The sequence below is a fragment of the Rohdeia mirabilis genome, assembly GCA_007750655.1.
Classification (GTDB): domain Bacteria; phylum Planctomycetota; class UBA1135; order UBA1135.
Genome location: CP036290.1, coordinates 4,128,496 through 4,145,507, shown reverse-complemented (window position 1 = coordinate 4,145,507; position 17,012 = coordinate 4,128,496). Strand labels below are relative to the sequence as shown.

The window sequence follows — 17,012 nt, the reverse complement described above, 5'->3', positions numbered from 1 at the left end:
AACGGGCGCGGGGCCCCGGCGGTCCCCCGGACGGTCCCGCGCGCCACGGGGATCGAGACGGGCCTCGACCTGGGACCGGGCCCCGGCCGATAGCCCCCGCCGAGACCCGGAGCGCGGGTCCATCCACCGATCCACCGCGAGCACGCCATGGCCACCACGCCCGAATCCGCCCAACAGACCGAAGACCTCTACGCCACGCCGCTCTCCGGCCTGAAGGGTCTGTCCGGCTCCCGCCTGCGCCAGCACGAGCGCACCGCCGCCGACCACGACCTGTTCCTGGCCGCGGCCAACGGAGCCGGACCGCTCATCGCCCGGGGCACGCTGCTCGACATCTCGCGCGGTGGTTTCCGCGCCGAGCTCGACGCCCCCAGCCCGGTGGGCGACGTGCTCCAGGCGGTGCTCGTCGAGAACGAAGAGGTCGAGATCGAGCCGCGGTTCGCCCGCTGCCTGCGCTGCGCCGTGGCCGCCGAAGGGCGCTACGAGGCCTCGTTCCAGTTCCTCTCGCCCGTCGAGCTCCCGCGCATCGGCCGCTGAGCCCCCGGGTCGGTTCGCGCCGGCCACTTCGGACGGGCGCGGCCGCGTCCGCACCAGCGAGCACGCTCCGGGGAACCGGGCGTGCTCGTTGCACGTCCAGAGGGCGCGAGAAGAATCGAAAAACCTGCGGGCGCTCGTCGTCCTCGGGTCCGCGGGAGGGGGGGCGAGGCCGGTCGCACCTTCTCCCGTTTCTCGTTCGGCTCGGCCCGCGGCGGAGCGTCGACAGGAGTCGACACGAAGTGCGTCGACGGCCGGCGTCGGCGGCGACGTCGAGGCTGGGGACGGCCCGTCACTTTCGTGCGCGCGGACTGGAGCGGCGGGGCGGCGTCGGTCGATGGGAGGCGGGTCGGCCGCCCACTTCGGGCCCCGTCCAGTCCCACGCGACCATGAACAAGACCCTGATCGCCCTGCCCGTCGTCCTTCTCGCCGCCTGCTCCAGCCCCCGCGAGCAGAACACCGCATCCACCGCCGTCGGCGTGCAGGCCGCACCCGGCCTGGCCACGATGCTCGGAGGCGAGGGCCGCGCCGAGCGCTCCTTCGGAACGTTCGGCAGCGCCGTGCTCTCCTCCGGCATCTTCGACGGTGCCGACCCGTGGGACGAGTACACGCTGATCGCGGTGCGCGACCGCGACCTCGCGGGATTCGGCAGCAAGCTGCAGACCTACGGTCCCAGCGAACTGAGCACGATCCTCGAGTTCCACGTGCTGCCGGGCCGGATCGGTTCGCAGATGCTCTCGTCCGACACGTCGTTCGAGACCCTGTCGGGCCAGCGCCTCTTCGTCTCCAACTGGGGCGGTGAGGTCGAGGTCTACGCGCGCGGTGCGAACGGCGAACGCGCCAGCAGCGCGACGGTGCTCGAGACCGACATCGAGTTCGAGCACGGCTTGCTCCACTTCGTCGATCGCCCGCTCGTGCCGGCCACCGACGACCTGCGCACCACGCTCGAGCGCCTGGGCGACTTCGACATCCTGCTCTCGATCGTCGACCGCTCCGGCGTCGGTCAACTGCTCGATTCCGACGGTCCGTTCACGCTCCTGGCGCCGACCGACCGCGCGTTCGAAGCGGTCTACGGCGTCGACTTCGACCTCGACTCCGAGCTCGTCGGGGACGTGCTCGACGACGCGGTCGAACCGCGCCTCTTGATCGACGACGTGCTCGAGTCGCTCGGCCACCACATGTTCGCCGGCCGCGTCTACGCGCGCGACTTCTCCACGGGCTCGATGAACTCGCTGGACGGTTCGGCGGTCGAGGTGCGCTTCGGCAAGCAGGGCTTCAGCTTCGGCGACGCCCGCGTGATGCGCAGCGACCTCGAGACGCGCAACGGCGTGATCCACGTGGTCGACGGCCTGATCCAAGGCTGAGCGTCGGAGCGACGTCCCGCACGAGCGCGGGCTCCCGGTCCATGCGGACCGTGAGCCCGCGCTCGCGTTCTTGCTACCGTTCCTCGCCATGGACGCCATCTCCAGCGCCGGCGCGACCTCGACCCGCGCACGCCTCGCAGCGGTGGGTCTCGCACTGGCGGCGGCTCTCCTGCTCGCCGCCGTGGCGCCCGACGTCGGGCCGTGGGGGGACGGACTTGGGATCCTCGCCGCGTTGGCGGACACGAGCGGCGCCGACCCGCGCGTCTACCACCTGGGCTACGCGCTCTTCGCACGGCTCGCCCTCACCGTCGCGGACGCCGTCGGGATGGCGCACGAGCCGGCCCTGATCCACATGTCGCGCGCCGCGTTGGCGGCGGGGGCGGCCACGACGGTCTGGGTCGCGACGGGGCTCCGTGCGCGACCGTCCGTGGCGCTCGGGTGGGTGGTGGTCGCGCTCGCGTCGCCGTCCTTGTGGTTCTTCTCGGGCGTCGTCGAGGTCCACGCGGTCCAGTTCCTCGGCAGTGCCGTCGCACTCCTCCTCGCGGTCCGCGCCCACCGTTCGACGAGCGACGTCCGCCGCTACCTGTTGGTCCTCGCGGCAGCGGGCGTCGCTCTGATCCTGCACCTGTCGCACCTCTTGCTCCTTCCGGGCCTGTTCCTGCTCGCGCTGCCGACGGACGGGAACGGTGCGGTGGGGCGGCGGCGCCTCGTGATCGGCGGCGCGGGACTCGTGGTGCTCGGCGTCGCCGTCGCGCTCGGCTGCTTCGCGTACTTCCGCGGACTCGAACCGAGCGCGCCCGTGCCCGGTGGACTCCTGCGGCCCGTCTACTACCTCGGGCTGTACGAGCACACCTTCCTGCACTTCAAGTCGATCTTCGGCTGGTTCGGGCCGACGGACGTCCTGCGCTTCCTCGCCGCGGAAGGGCTGGGGCAGGGCGGCTTCCTGTGGTTGGCGGGCGCGTTGGCGTGCGTCACGACGCGCGGTCGACTGCGGCAGGCGCTCGTCGCCGTGGCGGTGGTCTACGTGCTCGTCGTGTCCCAGGCCGGGCTGCGCGAGCGAGGTGGCTACTTCGTCAGCCTCGCCCCTTGGTTCGTCGTCGGAGCCGCGGCCGCCGCGACGAACGGGGGTCGCGCGCTGCGTCTCGCGCCGTGGCTCGTGCTGCCGCTGCAACTCGCCCTGGGCTGGAACGACCTCGCCGACCATGCGCGGCGTCCGGATGCGCGCACGTGGTCGCGCGCCGTCCTGGCCGTCGTCGAGCAACCCTGCACCGTCTTCACGGCCGACATGGTGCGGCTCTCGGCGCTCCCGCTCGCCAGCGACGGTCTGGACGGACTGCAGTGGAGTCAGCAGTTCGAGTTCACGCCGCGCAGCCGTTGGGACGCGACGTTGAAGGCCGACTACGAGGCCGCACTGGTCACGGCGCTCGGCAGCGGGGCGGTGTACCTGGACGCCGACATCCTCGGCGCCGGCTCGGCCCTGCACGAACGTGCCGCCTGGCAGCGGTGGGCCACCGATCTCTTCGAGCGGCCCGACGTCGTGCTCCTTCCGATCGCCGCGCCGCCGGGTCCTCCCTTCGAGCGTCTCGGCGGCGGCGGCGTGCCGCTCCTGTTCGAACTGCGTCCGGCGCAGCGTTGAACGTGCACCGATCGTTCGCGCGCCGACGCTCGAGCGAGCTCGGCTGAACGAAGAACGCCCCGGAACCGCGTGGTTCCGGGGCGTTCGAGGGCGCGACGGTCGATCGCGCTCGCGCGGTCGTGACTCGACTAGAACAGCAGCGTTCCGGTCTCGAGGTTGCTCACGTTCAGCGGGAACGACGGCAGCGCGGTGTTGTAGCTGACGGCCTGCAGGTAGAGCTTCGTGCCGATCGGGTAGCCGCTCAGCGCGCCCGAGTTGAAGAAGCGGTAGCCCTTCGCCGGGTTGACGCCGCCTTCCCAGAGCACGTAGAGCTCGAAGAAGTTGTTGCCGAGACCGAGGTTGACGAGCCCGGGGAGGACCGACGCCGTGTTGCTGAGCGAGAGCGTCAACCAGCAGTAGTGCGTCAACGGCGCTCCGACGTAGGCGCGCACGCCCGTGGCCTGGATGATGAAGCTCGGGTCGGAACCGACCAGCTCCAGCTCGAGCGACGTGTTCGGCACCATCAGGATGGACGTCGTGTCGGATCCGGCTGCGTCGAAGACCTCGATGTCGATCGGACCGAGGGACGAGACGTGCTCGTAGGACAGCGTGATCGTCGTGTCGTTCACGACCGAGTAGGCGAAGCTGACCAGCGGGGTGCCGTCGACCTCGATACCCGTCGTTCCCGCGAAGCCCGATCCCGACAGGGTGATCTGCGTCGGGGCGTCCGGACGGACGGCCTGCAGGATCGACGGGGTCGCGGAGTTGATGACCACGTTGCCGCCGCCACCCGTGGGAGCGTTGGGATCGAAGCCGTCGATCGACGTCTGGTTGCTGTTCGCCGGATCGAGCCACTGACCGAGGTTGTTGTTGGTGTAGAAGCGGTCGAAGCGGCCGTACCAAGCCGTCTGCGTGGCGCAGACGAACTCGTTCACACAGCAGGCCGGACCGCGGACGCGGCCGTTCTGGTCGAAGAGCGGTCCGCCGGAGCTACCGCCCTCGATCCAGCCTTCCGACCAGTCGACGAACCAGGCCGAGTTCGGCACGCTGATCGAGCCCTTGCTCGCGCCGTTTCCGTCGATCGAGATCTTCTTGGGACCGCCGCTGGGGTGGGTGATCGAGAAGGCCAGTGACGGGTTGGTGCTCGAGCGCGTCCAGCCCGCGAAGAACGGGTTGTAGTTCGTGGGGATCGTGTTGTTGATCAACAGCAGGCGCGAGTCGTACGTCGACGTGGACGTCAACACCGTGCAGCCCGACATGTTCTGGTTCGTCGGGGACGAGCCGGAACCGCAGCCCGAGCGCTGGTAGTTGAAGCGGAAGCTCGTGTTCGCGTCCTGGCCGCAGTGGTCGGCCGTCAGGACGTAGGCCGTGCCGTCGTTGCTCGTGTTGTTGAGCAGGGCGCCGGAGCACAGAGCCCCGCCGGAGAGCGTGCGGACGACCGCGCGCTTCTGCAGTTCCCAGGGGTCGCCCTGCGGGCAGTTCACGTCGATGAAGTCGCAACTGCCGGGCGCGGGCGCCAGGCCGGCGGCCGCGAAGAGCTGGTCGATCTGGATGTTGTCGACGTCCCGGTAGTCGTAGATGACCGTGCCGAGGTTGAGCAGCGGCTCACCGCGCACACCGGCGGGCTGGACGTACTCGAAGACGACGTTGTCGCCGGGGAACGGCTCGAAGAGGATCTCTTCGTTGGGCTGGTTGTTCACCGCTCCGTACGCGCCGTAGAAGGTGCGCATGTCCTCGTCGTACATGGTGCAGTAGGCACCCGACGGGATCTTGAAGTCGTCGAACTCGAGGCCGATCGTGAAGGCGCCCGGGCTGTGGATCTTGAAGCGCCAGACGCGCGTGCCGTCCGGGAGGATGTCCCACACGCCGCCGTTCTGATCGTCGGTTCCGATGTCGGTCGGCATGAGCGCGCCGTACCGCAGCGGGCGGTAGCCGTTGGCCAGGTCCTCGGCCTTGTAGCGCTCGACGTCCGGGGGCTCGATGAAGCTGACCGGGACGAACTTCGGATCGAGCCCGGCCATGACGGCGGCGGGGACCTCGTCCGATCGGATCTGGGCGCTGGCGGTTCCAGCGAGGAGTGCTCCGGCCGCCAGGGTGATGGCGGCGCGTGCGATGTTCGGGCTCTGCATGGACGAGATGGCTGGTGTGGTGACGCGGGGGGGTCTGGAGCCGCGGGCCCGACCTGGTCGGATCGGGAGGCGGGTTCGGGGAGAGTTGAGGGGCGCGTCGATCGGGGCGGGAGATCGATCGATCCCACCATCCGAGACTAGCCCGAGGAGCACGCCCAGGCGGCTCCGCGTTCATGCGACGGAGCGTCGGCCCATCGGGTTCCGACCCGGTTCGTCCCAGCCGGGACCAATCTTGGTGCTGGCCCGCCCAGGGGCGAGGACGGCCCGTCGAGGCCGGTCGCGTCGGGCCGGCGGTGGCTTCGAAGTTGGCTCCGGGGCCCCGAGAACGGGCGCGGGCCCCGCTCCGGCGCAGCGACCGATGCGGTCGAGCGGGGAGCGGGGCCCGTCGCTTCGGGGCCAGTGCCCGCGGCGCCGGTTCAGGGACCGGGAGGCGTCTCGTCCTGGGAGTCGGGTTCGTCCTCGGCGTCGTTCTCGGCCCCCTCGGCCATCTCGGCCAGGAGCTTCTCGACGGCCCGGTCGAGGGCCGCGCCGCGCAGGTCCTTGTGTCGGATGACGCCCTCGGCATCGATCACGTACACGGTCGGGAAGTACTGGACGCGGTAGAGCTTGGTGATCGCGCTGTTCGCGCCGGGGCCGGACTGGTGCCCCTGCCAGCCGATCAACCAGGTCAGGCCGTGCTCACGCATGCCCTCGCGGAAGGCCTCGGCGTCGTCGCCCTCGTTGATGCCGATGAGTTGGAAGGGATCGTCTCGGTGCCGCTCGACGAGCAGCTTCTGCGCGGGCATCTCGCCCACGCACGGGCCTCACCAGAAGCCGAAGAAGTCGAGCACGACGACCTTGCCGCGGTGGTCCGACAGTCGGAACGTCTCGCCCTCGAAGGTCTGGATCGCGAAGTCGGGCGCCGTGCCGCCGATGCGCAGGTTGCGCGTCGCGAAGGCCTCTTCCTTGGCCCTGCGTCCGTACTCGAGGTTGCCGAAACGTTCGGCGCAGTCGTCGAGCATCGTCAGTCCGCGCCGCAGGGAGTCGCCACCCTCCTCGACGAGCACGAGGCCGTGGTTGAACAGTGCGCACGCCTTCACGCGCTCGGTCGGATTCCACTGCACCGCGTCCGTCAGCATGCGCACGTACAGCTCGTCGCCGATGGAGCGTCGATGCTCCCGGGCGGCGTTGAGGACGTGTTCGAACGCCGGTTCACGGACCTGGGTCTGGCGCAGGCCCTCGAACGCCGACTTGGCGAACGCGCGCCGCTCCTTCGACTTCAGGCCGCCGTGCCGCACGTGCTCGACCTGCCACAGCACGGCGCGCCACGAGCCGCGGCCGGCGAGGTCGTCGAAGCGCTGCCAGAAGAGCGCCGCCGGGTGCTCGTCGCGCAGTTCCTTGCGGGCCTCGCGGTCGGCCGCGGCGTAGCGCGCGTCGTAGGCGGCGAGGGCGGCGTCGAACTCGGCGATCAGGTCCTGCGCGGCGCTGGCAACCGCGTCATCGCGTTCTTGGGCGACGAGCGGCGGCGCGACGGGCGCCGAGATCGAGAGATCGGCGGTCGGCACCAGCGTGCCGATCGCAACGAGAAGAGTGAGCAGTGTCATGGGGGAGTGGCGAACGTGCGCCAGCGGGACGTGGCCGGCACCGCCATGTGCGACGACCGACCGGGAGCACGAGGGTACGTGCTCAGCCGCGCTCGGGTTGGCGCCCCGTCGATTCGTAGGGGCACGTCGGGGGCCCTGCGCACGGACCCCGGCCCGCTCGATGCGCTCGCCCCGCTCAGGCGCCGGAGGTCGGTCGCTCGAGCAGCGACTCGAGTCGATCGGCCTTGGCCTCGAGGCGATCGAGCACGGCCTCGTAGCGGCCCAGCTGTCCGCGCACCAGGTCGCCGTCGCCCTGTTCCACCGCCCAGCGCAGGGCCGGCAGCATCCAGGCGGCGTACCCGCTCGTCTCGTCGGTAGCGGCGAACAGGTTCTGGTACCAGGGGCGACCGGGCAGGCCGTCGGCGTCGAGCCAGGCCCGTTCCCAGCCCACGAGCAGCCCGTTGATCGCCCCGCGCCGTTCGTCGTCGAGACCCGCCGACCCGTCGGCCAGGCGCGCGGCCAACCGCTGCACCCGTTCGCCGTGCACGGCCAGACCCTCGGCCAGTTCGGCCAGCATCGGATCGATGGTCTCGAGGGCGACGGCGTCCGTGGCAGAGCCTCCGGTCGCGAAGGCGCCCGTCTCGCGCCCGCGGCGCGTCAGGTCCTCGAGGTGGCGCACCGCCTCCGGACCGAAGCGCGCCGGGTCGAGCGGGACGACCGCTTCGTTGGCGAGCAGGGTCGAGGTGCACAGGACCATGCGCGTCACCAGCTCGGCGGAGGCGTAGTCGCCGCCCACCACGGAGCGGTACCAGGCCAGGTCGTCGTAGGCGCTGTGGTAGCTGACGCCCTCGGCGCCGCCGGCGTGGACCGCGGCCGACGGCAGGCCGGCGTGGGCGACGAAGCCGGCGTGGTCGGATCCGCCGCCCAGGTCGCCGAACGCGGGCAGTCCGTCCGCGTGGGGGCCGGGGGCGCGTTCGAGCCAGTCCTCGAGCGCCGTGCGATCGCCGGCGGTGGGCACCAGTTCGGCGGCGCGGGCGAGCACGCGCTGCAGGGACGGCGACGCGCTGGCGCGCAGGTCCATGCCCATCGCGGCCATGTCCAGGTTGAGGTAGGCGACGCCGTTCGCGCGCAGGCCCTCGAGTTCGGCCTCGATCCACTCGACCGAGCCGACGATGCCGTGCTCCTCGGCGCCCCAGCAGGCGAACGAGATCGAGCGGCGCGGACGCACGCCCGACTCGGCCCACACGCGCGCCGCTTCCAGCACGCAGATCAGACCGGCGCACGGGTCGCCGGCGCCGAACGTCCAGGCGTCGTGGTGCGAGCCCAGCACCACGGCCTGTTCGGGGTTCTCGGTGCCGCGCAGGGTCGCGACCACGTTGGCGGTGCGCGCGATGCGTCGCTCCTGTTCCACGGCCAGGCGCAGCTTGAGGTGCGAGCCACCCGTCAACCGGTAGCGCTGGGGCAGTCCGCCCTGCCAGGCGTCGGGGGCCTCGGGGCCGGACATGTGGTGCAGGATCGACTGGGCGGCGTCCCACCCGATCGGTTGGACCGGGATCGTGGGCAGACCGATGTCGGCCAGGTCGATGCGCTTCGCGTCCTCGGTCGACGGCATCCCGGGGGTCGTGGGGTCGCCGTAGTAGGGCAGCGTGAGGATCGAGCCGCGTTGGATCGACGAGCCGTTCGACCAGCCGCCCTCGGGCCAGGACAGGCCGCGACCCCAGCCGGAGTCGGAGGGGTCGGTGAAGATCACGAGCCCGGCCGCGCCCGCTTCCTCGGCGTACTTGGCCTTGTAGCCGCGGTAGTTGCCGCCGTAGCGAGCCAGCACGATCTTGCCGCTGCAGTCGACGCCGCGGCGCTCCAGCTCGGCGAAGTCCTCGAGGCGGCCGTAGTTCGCGTAGACCACCTCGCCGCGCACTTCGGCGCTGGCCGAGTAGGCGTTCCAGCCGAAGTCGAGCTCGGGGTGGGCGCTGAAGGGGTCGGCTTCGAGTTCGTCCTCCGACAGGGGCAGGCGCAGGCGCTCGGGGCTGACGAGTTCGAGCTCGGCGCTGATCGGGAAGGACAACAGCGCCCAGAAGGGCTGCACCTCGACCTCGAGCCCCAGTTCCTCGAAGTAGGCGGCCATCCAGTCGATCAGCGCCTCGTCACCCGGCGATCCCGCGGGGTGGGGGCGGCCGGCCACCAGCTCGTGGAGCCGGGCGAGCGAATCGCGCTGGACGGCGTCCTTCAGCTCGTGGCACAGGCCCAGCGGATCGGGCCGATCGGCGACCAGGACGGTCTTCGTCGCGACCTCGGTCTCGGACGTCGCGACGGACTCCGAGCCCGTGCTCTGGCAGGAGACGAGAAGGAGAGGGACGAACGGCACGAAGTGACCGACGCCCAGGGAGCGGATGCTCGACAGCATACGTGGTGAGGAAATGACCCTGTGTGGCCCGCGTCGCGCGTCGCCCGGAGGCCCGATCGCTGGTGGATCGGGACCCCTTCTCCGGTCGGCGTCGCCCGCGTGCCCACGTGAGTGCGGGGGGCTCTCGGGGTCGACTCTAGCGCTGAACCCGTGGTGCAAGACGCACATAGGGCGGACGTTCCCAGGACGCGCACCCGTCCGGAGCCGCCCGCCGATCGGCTCGTCGGCCATGCGTCGGGTGCGTCGGCCATCCGGTGCCGCACGCCAAGTTGCCCGTTGGCGAAGAGAGTGGGTGCGGCACGTAGCGCCCGCCGCTGGCGAGGTCGGCGTGCAGTGCTGCACGAACGTGCCGCGCGCGAGATCGCATCTGGAGGCTGAGCCGCGTGCGGATCGCTCGAGCCGGCCTGATGTCCCGGGGGGCGTTGGGGGACGGCGTGGCTCGACTCCTTGTCGTGCGGCACTTCCTGTTGGTGGATCGACGAGGTGGGGTCAGATTCGCATGCGTCGATCGACGAAGTGGGGTCTGACGCCGTACCTCGCGAGGCGTTGATGGGATCGAACCCGTCCGACTTCCCTGGCGCGAACCGTCCTGTGGAGCGCGTGTCGTGGTCCGACGCGGTGGCGTACTGCCAGGCGCTGACGGCGCAGGAGTCGGCGCTGGGGAACGTGCCGGCGGGGTACGAGTACCGCCTGCCGACCGAGGCGGAGTGGGAGCACGCGTGCCGCGCCGGCATCACCACGGAGTTCAATCTGGGCAGCACGCTCTTCTGCGACGACGCCTGGATCTTCTTCTCGCAGCACTCCAACTCGTTCTGCGGCATCGCCATCGACTTCGGGTCGACCGACGTCGGCAGCTTCCCGCCGAACCTCTGGGGCCTCGTCGACATGCACGGCAACGTCAGCGAGTGGTGCCTCGACTCCTTCGCGAGCTACCCCGTCGGTCCCGTGACGGACCCCTTCGTGACGGGCGGACCGGCGCGCGTCCAGCGCGGTGGCGGTTGGCAGAGCCCCTCGTACGTGTGCCGCAGTGCGTCGCGTGTGGGCAACGCCCCCGGCAGCACCAATGCAACCGTCGGGTTCCGCGTGGTGCTGGCTCCGATCCTCGTCCCTTGAGGCCAGCGCAGCGCCCCGGCGTGCCCCGCCCCGTGTGGGCGCCTGTTCCGGGCTGCCCCTGCTCGAACGTGGCGAGCCCGGTGCCGTTGGCCCGACCACCCTCGCCCGCCCCGGATCGAGCGCGCCCAGCTATCCTCTCGCTCACCTGGAACGATGTGTCAGGTCGCCACGGGCCACGCATTCAAGAGTCTGCCCAGCGCCCTCCCCGACACTCGTCCTCCGCCGTTGTCCGACCGACATGACGCGCCTCCTCGCCACGCTCGCTCTTGCGTCCACCGTCCTTTCGTCGTCGCTCGAGGCCCAGACCTCCCATGGCGCTGGCTGCGCCGGCGCGAGCGGCGTCACACCGACGCTCGCCGTGTCGGGCATCGTGAAGAGCGGCCAGAGCTGGACGCTCGAGATCACGGCGCCCGGTGGGCTCGGGCTCGGGTACCTCGCGATCGGCTTCTCGAACACGACGGCGTCGGCGTTCGGCGGGGTGCCGCTGCCGATCGATCTTGGTGGCTTCTTCGGTGACCCACTGTGGAGCGGTTGCTCGCTGAACGTCGATCCGAGCTACGCGCTCCAGCCCTACGCGTTCGATCCGAACGCGAACGGCGGTCTCGCGACCTTCACGTTCCCGGGTTTCGACTTCGGCACGGTGTACCTGCAGGCCGTCAACGTGGACGCCGACTTCGTGACACGCATCGCAGGCGTGAGCCAAGGCCTCGCGGTGGGGCGCACCGCGCCGGCGGGCATGGTGGCGATCGAACCGGGGACGTTCGCGATGGGCTCGGACGCCGCGATCACGAGCCCGTACTTCAACGTCAGCGGACAACAGCCGGTGCGCCTCGTCACGCTCAGCCAACCGTTCTGGATCGGCGAGCGCGAAGTGACGCAAGCGGAGTACACGGCCGTGATGGGCGCGAACCCGTCGTTCTTCGTCGGGCCGAGTCGGCCTGTCGAGTTCGTGTCGTGGTTCGATGCGCGTGCGTACTGCGCGGCCCTGACGGTGGCGGAGACGCTCGCCGGCAACGTGCCGTTCGGCTACGAGTACCGCTTGCCGACCGAGGCGGAGTGGGAGTACGCCTGCCGGGGAGGCACGACCACCGAGTTCAACGTGGGCGCGGATCTCTTCTGCGCCGATGCGTGGTTCGCCGGCACGTACCACCTCGGTCCGAGCTTCGTGTCGTGCGGCCATCCGAGCGGAACGACCGCCGTCGGCAGCTACGCGCCCAATGCGTGGGGCCTCTTCGACATGCACGGCAACGTGTGGGAGTGGTGCCTGGATTCGTTCTCGGAGTACGGGCCCGAGGCCGTGACGGATCCGTTCGTGACCGGTGCTCAGAACAAGGTGGTCCGCGGCGGCGGCTGGGACGACGGCTCCAATGGCTGCCGTTCCGCGGTCCGAGCCGCCACCAACCCCGGTGCGCAGAACGACGTCGGCTTCCGCGTGGTGCTCGCTCCGGTCCTGATCCCGTAGGGACACCGCGATACCGAGTCTGAACCCCACGCCGTCGATGGACCGACGAAGAGTGGCGCACGAAGCAGCCGCTCCCATTCGATCCTGCCTCGACGCCCTCTTCGATGCACGACAGTCGCCGAAGTGGTCGCGGGACGCTCGGAGCGAGAGCCCGCGAACGGCTGCGCCGCGCTCGAATTCACGGGCCAGCGCCTCAAGCAGCCGCGGCGACGGACGGCGTGCCATGGCCAAGGGGGAGGGAGTCGGCGCGACGCGGATCCACGAGGAGGGGTCAGACTCCGTATCGCGTATCGCGCGTCTCGCTCGAGCCGGCCTCGAGCCGGCCTGGTGTCGCAGGGGGGGCGGTCCGAGGACGGCGTAGCTCGGATCCACGTGGTGCGGCACTTCCTGTTGGCCCAACGACCAGGTGGGGTCAGACTCGCATGCGTCGATCGACGAAGTGGGGTCAGACTCCGTATCGTCGCGTCATGTCTGCCACCGACTCCCAGCCGCGCACCATGCGACGACCCGCACGGCGGCGTCTGGTTGGGCTCGCGATCGGAGCGGCGACCACGGCGGTGGTCGTCGTGGCGCTGGAACTCGGGCTGCGCGCCGCGGGCTTCGGCCCGGGGGACGGACTGAATCTCGTCGGCGGGGAGCACGCGGCGCCCGGCGCGCTGCAGTTCACCGCCGAGCACCGCGACCCGCGTCGAGGCCTGGTGGAGGTGCATCCGGACCGTGGCTACGCACTGCGCGCGGGCTATCGCTCCAGCGCCGAACATGCGGGGAGCTACGCGCTCGGTTCCTGGCCCTGGCGCGGTCGACCGGCCGAACCCGCGCCGCCGGGGATCGCGCGCGTCGTGGTGCTGGGCGACTCGTGCGCCTATGGCGTCGGTATCGAGACGTCGCAGACCTTGGCGCACCAGCTCGCGCTCGAACTGGAGGAGCGCGGTCTCGATCGAACGCGTGTCCAGGTCCTGAACCTGGGCGTTCCGGGCTACTCGACGGTCCAGGTGGCGCACGTGCTCGAGTGGGCGTTGCGCGAACTCGAGCCCGACGTGGCCGTCTTCTACGTCGCCGCTTGGAACGACGGATCGTCCGGAACCGGGCGGACCGACGCCGAGATCCTCGCGAGCCACGCACAGGGCAACGTCGTGTCGCGTTCGGCGATCGTCGACGCGTTGCGTCGCGCCTTCGGCCGCGGTCCGAACGCGGGTGGCGCCGACGCGAGCGAGACCGATTCCAGCGACGAATCGACCGTAGCGCGGGTCCCGGCCGAGGAGATCGAGCCGCGCGTGCGCGCCCTCGTCGAGCGCGCACGAGCGACGAACTGCCCCGCGATCGTCGTCGCGCCCGGGCACCCGGCCGCCACCGAGGTGACGCTGCCGAGAGTCGTGCCCGATCGCGCGAGCGTTCGCCGTGCGGCGCGCGCGCTCGCTGCACCGCTCGTCGACGTGGAGGAGACCGCGCTCGAGAGCGGACGGATCGATGGCGAACTCTGGGTCGACTTCGTCCACCCGTCGGCCGCGCTCTGGAGTCTGGTCGCCCCCGAGGTCGCCGAACGCGTCGCGGAGGAACTCGGCCAGTTGCCGCCCGCGGTGCCGACCGAGCTCGCCGTGGTCGGCGTCGAGCGACGAACGTTCTCGTCGCTCGGTGACGAACGTCTCGCGGTCGAACTCGCCGGCGTGCGCGAGAGCGACGTCCTGCCGGTCGTGTCGGTCGGAGGCGCGCCGCTCCTCGACGTGCGCTTCGATGGCGACGGCGTCGTTTCCGGCACGCTCTCGACCAATGCCGCGGGTGTGCACGATCTGGTGGTCCAGACCGAGCGCGGCGTCGTGATCGAACGCGCGGCGATCGAACTCGTGCCGCCGCGGCTCGAGCGCGCGGTCGCCGCCGACGGGTCGGTCAGCGTGCTCGTGCACTCGCGGCCGGGCGATCGCGTCAAGCTCTTCGTCTCGCGGACAGCGTTGGCTCGGCCCCAGGAGTCGATGCACGGGACCGTTCGCATCGTGTACGCCCAGCTCGCCGGTCAACCGCTCGACGGATCGGTCGGACCGGACGGAACGGTCGCGGTGCCGTTGCCGCCCGAGTTCTCGTCGAGCGTCGACCCTCTTTGGGTCCAGGGACTCGTCCTGCCCGCCGGCGAGCCCGACGCCAGTCAGGAGGCGCGCGTCACGGGTCTGCTCGCGCTCTAGGTCTGGCGCGCGCCGTTCAGCGCGTCGCCGTGCCGCGGTACATGAAGCGGTGGATCGAGGGCGCACCGTCGAGCAGGAACGTGTCCATCTCGATCGCGTCGAAGCCCGCTTCCTCGAGCACCCGCTGCGGCTCGAGCAAGAGCGTGCAGTCGGCGTACCAGTGCTGCAGTCGATCGAGTCGCCGTTGCCAGCGCTGCACGCCCGGATCGTCGTGCAGTCCGTGCTCGAGGAACACGAAACGTCCGCCGGGCGCCAACACGCGACGGATCTCGCGCACCGCCGCCACCGGGTCCGCGATCGAGCACAGGGACAAGGTCGAGACGGCGAACCGAAAGCGCCCCGCGTCGAACGGCAGGGACTCGCCCGCCAGCTGGTGCGACTCGACCTCGATCGGCGACGCGGCCGCGCGGCGGGCGAGGCGCGTGTTCATCCCCGGGTTCGGGTCGACCGTGCACAGGCGCGTGACGGCCACCGGGTAGCAGGGCAGGTTGAGCCCCGTGCCCGCGCCGATCTCGAGGACCTCGCCCGACAGTCCCGCGAGTTGGCGCCGGCGATGCTCGGTCAGGCCCTCGCCACCCATGGCCTTGTCGTACATGGCCGGGAAGATGCGGTCGCGGTAGAGTCCCATCGCCGCCGGATCGTACCGGTTGCAGCAGGGTGGGCCGCACCCTTCGAGACGGCGGCCATCGAAGGCGGTCGAGCACTCATGGGCTGCCGACCACGGCGGCAGCGGTGACCGCGGCGGTCCCACGCCGGCATCTGGTCCTCTCCTGGTAGCCGCTCCCACGCAGTCAGCCGGTCCCACGCAGTCAGCTGCTCCCTCGCAGTCAGCCGGTCCCACGCAGTCAGCTGCTCCCACGCGAGCAGCCGGTCCGAACGATCCCATGAGTAGCCCAACGCCCTCGACCGGTCGCCGACGTCGACGCAGCGTCGCACTCGCGCTCGGCGTGCTGGGGCCCGTGCTGCTGCTCGTCGCGATCGAGTTCGTTCTGCGCGCCACGGGCCACGGGCCTACGCCGCCGCTGCGCCTGGGATCGAACGGAGCCGACGGCGACTCCCTCTCGCCGACGCACGGCATCTTCCGCGCCGACGACGAACGCGGCTTCGCGCTGAAGTCGGGCTACCGCGCGCGCGCCGACCACGCCGGTCCCTACGCGATCGGCGACTGGCCCTGGCGCGGACGTCCGGCCGAGCCCGCGCCGCCCGGAACGGTGCGCGTCGCCGTGCTCGGGGACAGCAGCGCCTACGGCCTCGGACTCGACCCGTGCGAGACGTTGGCCGAACGCATCGCGCTCGAACTCGAACACCGCGGCCGGCCGCGCAGCGAGGTGCAGGTCCTCAACTTCGGCGTACCCGCCTACACGACCGTGCAGTCCGCGCGCGTGCTCGACGACGTGCTCGCGGCCTACGAACCGACCGTGGTCGTGCTGTACGTCGGAGCCTGGAACGACCAGTCGCCCGCGAAGGGTGCGACCGACGAGGAGCTGCTCGCGTCGCCGCCCGGACCGCTGGCTCGCACCGCCCTCGCGCACGCCCTGCGCCGGTTCAGGGAGAGCGACGCGGACCAGCGCGTGGACGAATCCGACGCCAAGACCGACGCGGACTCACCGGTGCGACGCCGCGTGGCGGCCGCGGAGATCGAACCGCGCGTGCGGCGCATGATCGAGCGCACGCGCACAGCGGGTGCCACGGCCGTGGTCATCGCTCCCGTGCACCTGCGCGCGACCGAAGCGGCGAACCCCGGAGTGACCGAGGACCGCGCGTCCGTGCGGCGCGCGGCCGCGGCGACGGGCGCGCCGTTGATCGACGCCCAACGGTTGGCGGACGCGAGCGGGATCGACCAGAGCGTGCTGTTCGTCGACACCACCGTGCATCCGTCGCCGGTGCTGTGGAGCCTCGTGCTGCCGAGTCTGGTCGACGCCGTCGAAGCGGGACTCGCTGCGGCCTCGCCCGCGACCGAACTCGACCGCGCCACCGATGGGGTCAACGATGGCGCCAACGATGGCGCCAACGATGGCGCCAACGATGGCGCCAACGACCGCGCCACCGATCGCGCGACCGAACTCGCGGTGGTCGACGTGGAACCGCGCGTCGCCTCCAGTCTCGGCGACGACCTGCTCACCGTGGAGCTCGCGGGTTGGGGCCGCGGCGACGACCTGCCGGTGCTGTTGGTCGGTGGCGCGCCCTTGCTCGAACTCGAAGCGGTCGGGCCGTCCTCCGTGCGCGGCCGCCTGACGACGAATCGACCCGGCCAGCAGGATCTCGTGGTCCAGTCCGCGCGCGCCGTGGTCGTCGCCCCCGCGGCCGTGCGGCTCGATCCGCCGTTCATCGAGCGCGACGGCGACGCCGTGGTGGTCCACGCGCGCGCGCGCGACGCGGCCCAGCTGTTCCTGGCCTCGCGCCGCGCGGACCCGGTGACCTGGACGCTGCACGGCCGGGGCGAACTCGAACCGCTCGCGCTCGTCGCCGTGCCCGTCACCCTCGTGCTCGACGAGCGAGGGACCGCACGCTTCCAACTGCCCGAAGGCGTCGACGCGCGCCACGCCCAGGCGCTGATCGTCCCGCGCGCCGATCCGGGACTGATCCTGCAAGGGCGACTGACCGCGGCGATCGAGCTCTGACGAGGGTTCTGCGAGACCCGTTCGCAGCCGTCCCGCGCCG

12 protein-coding genes are annotated in these 17,012 nt (G+C 71.2%); 7 read left to right on the top strand and 5 right to left on the bottom strand.

Annotation, left to right across the window (positions count from 1 at the left end; genetic code table 11):
* The first annotated feature begins 147 nt into the window (after positions 1-147).
* The 3 genes from Pla163_RS15375 (at position 148) to Pla163_RS15365 (ending at position 3,531) form a co-directional block, all read left to right on the top strand.
* On the top strand, positions 148-534 hold the full coding sequence (locus Pla163_RS15375) for a PilZ domain-containing protein (protein WP_145190446.1): 387 nt from the start codon (positions 148-150) through the stop codon (positions 532-534).
* A 386-nt stretch (positions 535-920) separates the two neighbouring features.
* Positions 921-1,895 (top strand): fasciclin domain-containing protein, encoded by a 975-nt coding sequence (locus Pla163_RS15370; protein WP_145190443.1) that lies wholly within the window; start codon positions 921-923, stop codon positions 1,893-1,895.
* A gap of 88 nt (positions 1,896-1,983) precedes the next feature.
* The gene (locus Pla163_RS15365; protein WP_145190440.1) at positions 1,984-3,531 is read left to right on the top strand and encodes a hypothetical protein; all 1,548 of its coding nucleotides are present in this window, start codon (positions 1,984-1,986) and stop codon (positions 3,529-3,531) included.
* Positions 3,532-3,659: 128 nt separating this feature from the next.
* On the opposite strand, the gene Pla163_RS15360 is transcribed toward Pla163_RS15365, so the two are convergent.
* The 4 genes from Pla163_RS15360 to Pla163_RS15345 form a co-directional block, all read right to left on the bottom strand.
* Positions 3,660-5,639, bottom strand: a complete 1,980-nt coding sequence (locus Pla163_RS15360) for a trypsin-like serine peptidase (RefSeq protein ID WP_145190436.1) — start codon at positions 5,637-5,639, stop codon at positions 3,660-3,662.
* 416 nt (positions 5,640-6,055) lie between these two features.
* The gene (locus Pla163_RS15355) at positions 6,056-6,424 is read right to left on the bottom strand and encodes a peroxiredoxin family protein (RefSeq protein ID WP_145190433.1); all 369 of its coding nucleotides are present in this window, start codon (positions 6,422-6,424) and stop codon (positions 6,056-6,058) included.
* A gap of 18 nt (positions 6,425-6,442) precedes the next feature.
* Positions 6,443-7,222, bottom strand: coding sequence for a peroxiredoxin family protein (locus Pla163_RS15350; RefSeq protein ID WP_145190430.1), 780 nt, complete (start codon positions 7,220-7,222; stop codon positions 6,443-6,445).
* Positions 7,223-7,397: 175 nt separating this feature from the next.
* Complete coding sequence (locus Pla163_RS15345) at positions 7,398-9,602, bottom strand: M28 family peptidase (RefSeq protein WP_419186001.1); 2,205 nt, start codon at positions 9,600-9,602, stop codon at positions 7,398-7,400.
* A 549-nt stretch (positions 9,603-10,151) separates the two neighbouring features.
* Between Pla163_RS15345 and Pla163_RS15340 the strand changes: the two genes are divergently transcribed.
* From Pla163_RS15340 to Pla163_RS15330, 3 genes are all read left to right on the top strand, one after another.
* The gene (locus Pla163_RS15340; RefSeq protein WP_145190422.1) at positions 10,152-10,715 is read left to right on the top strand and encodes a formylglycine-generating enzyme family protein; all 564 of its coding nucleotides are present in this window, start codon (positions 10,152-10,154) and stop codon (positions 10,713-10,715) included.
* Between the two features lie 238 nt (positions 10,716-10,953).
* Positions 10,954-12,177 carry a formylglycine-generating enzyme family protein gene (locus Pla163_RS15335; RefSeq protein ID WP_419186000.1) on the top strand — a complete coding sequence of 408 codons (1,224 nt, stop codon included), beginning with the start codon at positions 10,954-10,956 and terminating at the stop codon, positions 12,175-12,177.
* Between the two features lie 467 nt (positions 12,178-12,644).
* Positions 12,645-14,351 carry an SGNH/GDSL hydrolase family protein gene (locus Pla163_RS15330; protein ID WP_145190416.1) on the top strand — a complete coding sequence of 569 codons (1,707 nt, stop codon included), beginning with the start codon at positions 12,645-12,647 and terminating at the stop codon, positions 14,349-14,351.
* Between the two features lie 16 nt (positions 14,352-14,367).
* Here the strand turns inward: Pla163_RS15330 and Pla163_RS15325 are convergent, their stop codons facing one another.
* Positions 14,368-14,979 (bottom strand): class I SAM-dependent methyltransferase, encoded by a 612-nt coding sequence (locus Pla163_RS15325; protein ID WP_145190411.1) that lies wholly within the window; start codon positions 14,977-14,979, stop codon positions 14,368-14,370.
* Between the two features lie 256 nt (positions 14,980-15,235).
* Here Pla163_RS15325 and Pla163_RS15320 point away from each other — a divergent pair, with 256 nt between their 5' ends.
* Positions 15,236-16,972, top strand: coding sequence for an SGNH/GDSL hydrolase family protein (locus Pla163_RS15320; RefSeq protein WP_145190408.1), 1,737 nt, complete (start codon positions 15,236-15,238; stop codon positions 16,970-16,972).
* Positions 16,973-17,012: the final 40 nt, after the last annotated feature.

Coding starts and splice junctions, on each gene's coding strand:
- Pla163_RS15375 (WP_145190446.1), top strand. CDS start 148: ATGGCCACCACGCCCGAATCCGCCCAACAGACCGAAGACCTCTACGCC.
- Pla163_RS15370 (WP_145190443.1), top strand. CDS start 921: ATGAACAAGACCCTGATCGCCCTGCCCGTCGTCCTTCTCGCCGCCTGC.
- Pla163_RS15365 (WP_145190440.1), top strand. CDS start 1,984: ATGGACGCCATCTCCAGCGCCGGCGCGACCTCGACCCGCGCACGCCTC.
- Pla163_RS15360 (WP_145190436.1), bottom strand. CDS start 5,639: ATGCAGAGCCCGAACATCGCACGCGCCGCCATCACCCTGGCGGCCGGA.
- Pla163_RS15355 (WP_145190433.1), bottom strand. CDS start 6,424: ATGCCCGCGCAGAAGCTGCTCGTCGAGCGGCACCGAGACGATCCCTTC.
- Pla163_RS15350 (WP_145190430.1), bottom strand. CDS start 7,222: ATGACACTGCTCACTCTTCTCGTTGCGATCGGCACGCTGGTGCCGACC.
- Pla163_RS15345 (WP_419186001.1), bottom strand. CDS start 9,602: ATGCTGTCGAGCATCCGCTCCCTGGGCGTCGGTCACTTCGTGCCGTTC.
- Pla163_RS15340 (WP_145190422.1), top strand. CDS start 10,152: ATGGGATCGAACCCGTCCGACTTCCCTGGCGCGAACCGTCCTGTGGAG.
- Pla163_RS15335 (WP_419186000.1), top strand. CDS start 10,954: ATGACGCGCCTCCTCGCCACGCTCGCTCTTGCGTCCACCGTCCTTTCG.
- Pla163_RS15330 (WP_145190416.1), top strand. CDS start 12,645: ATGTCTGCCACCGACTCCCAGCCGCGCACCATGCGACGACCCGCACGG.
- Pla163_RS15325 (WP_145190411.1), bottom strand. CDS start 14,979: ATGGGACTCTACCGCGACCGCATCTTCCCGGCCATGTACGACAAGGCC.
- Pla163_RS15320 (WP_145190408.1), top strand. CDS start 15,236: ATGAGTAGCCCAACGCCCTCGACCGGTCGCCGACGTCGACGCAGCGTC.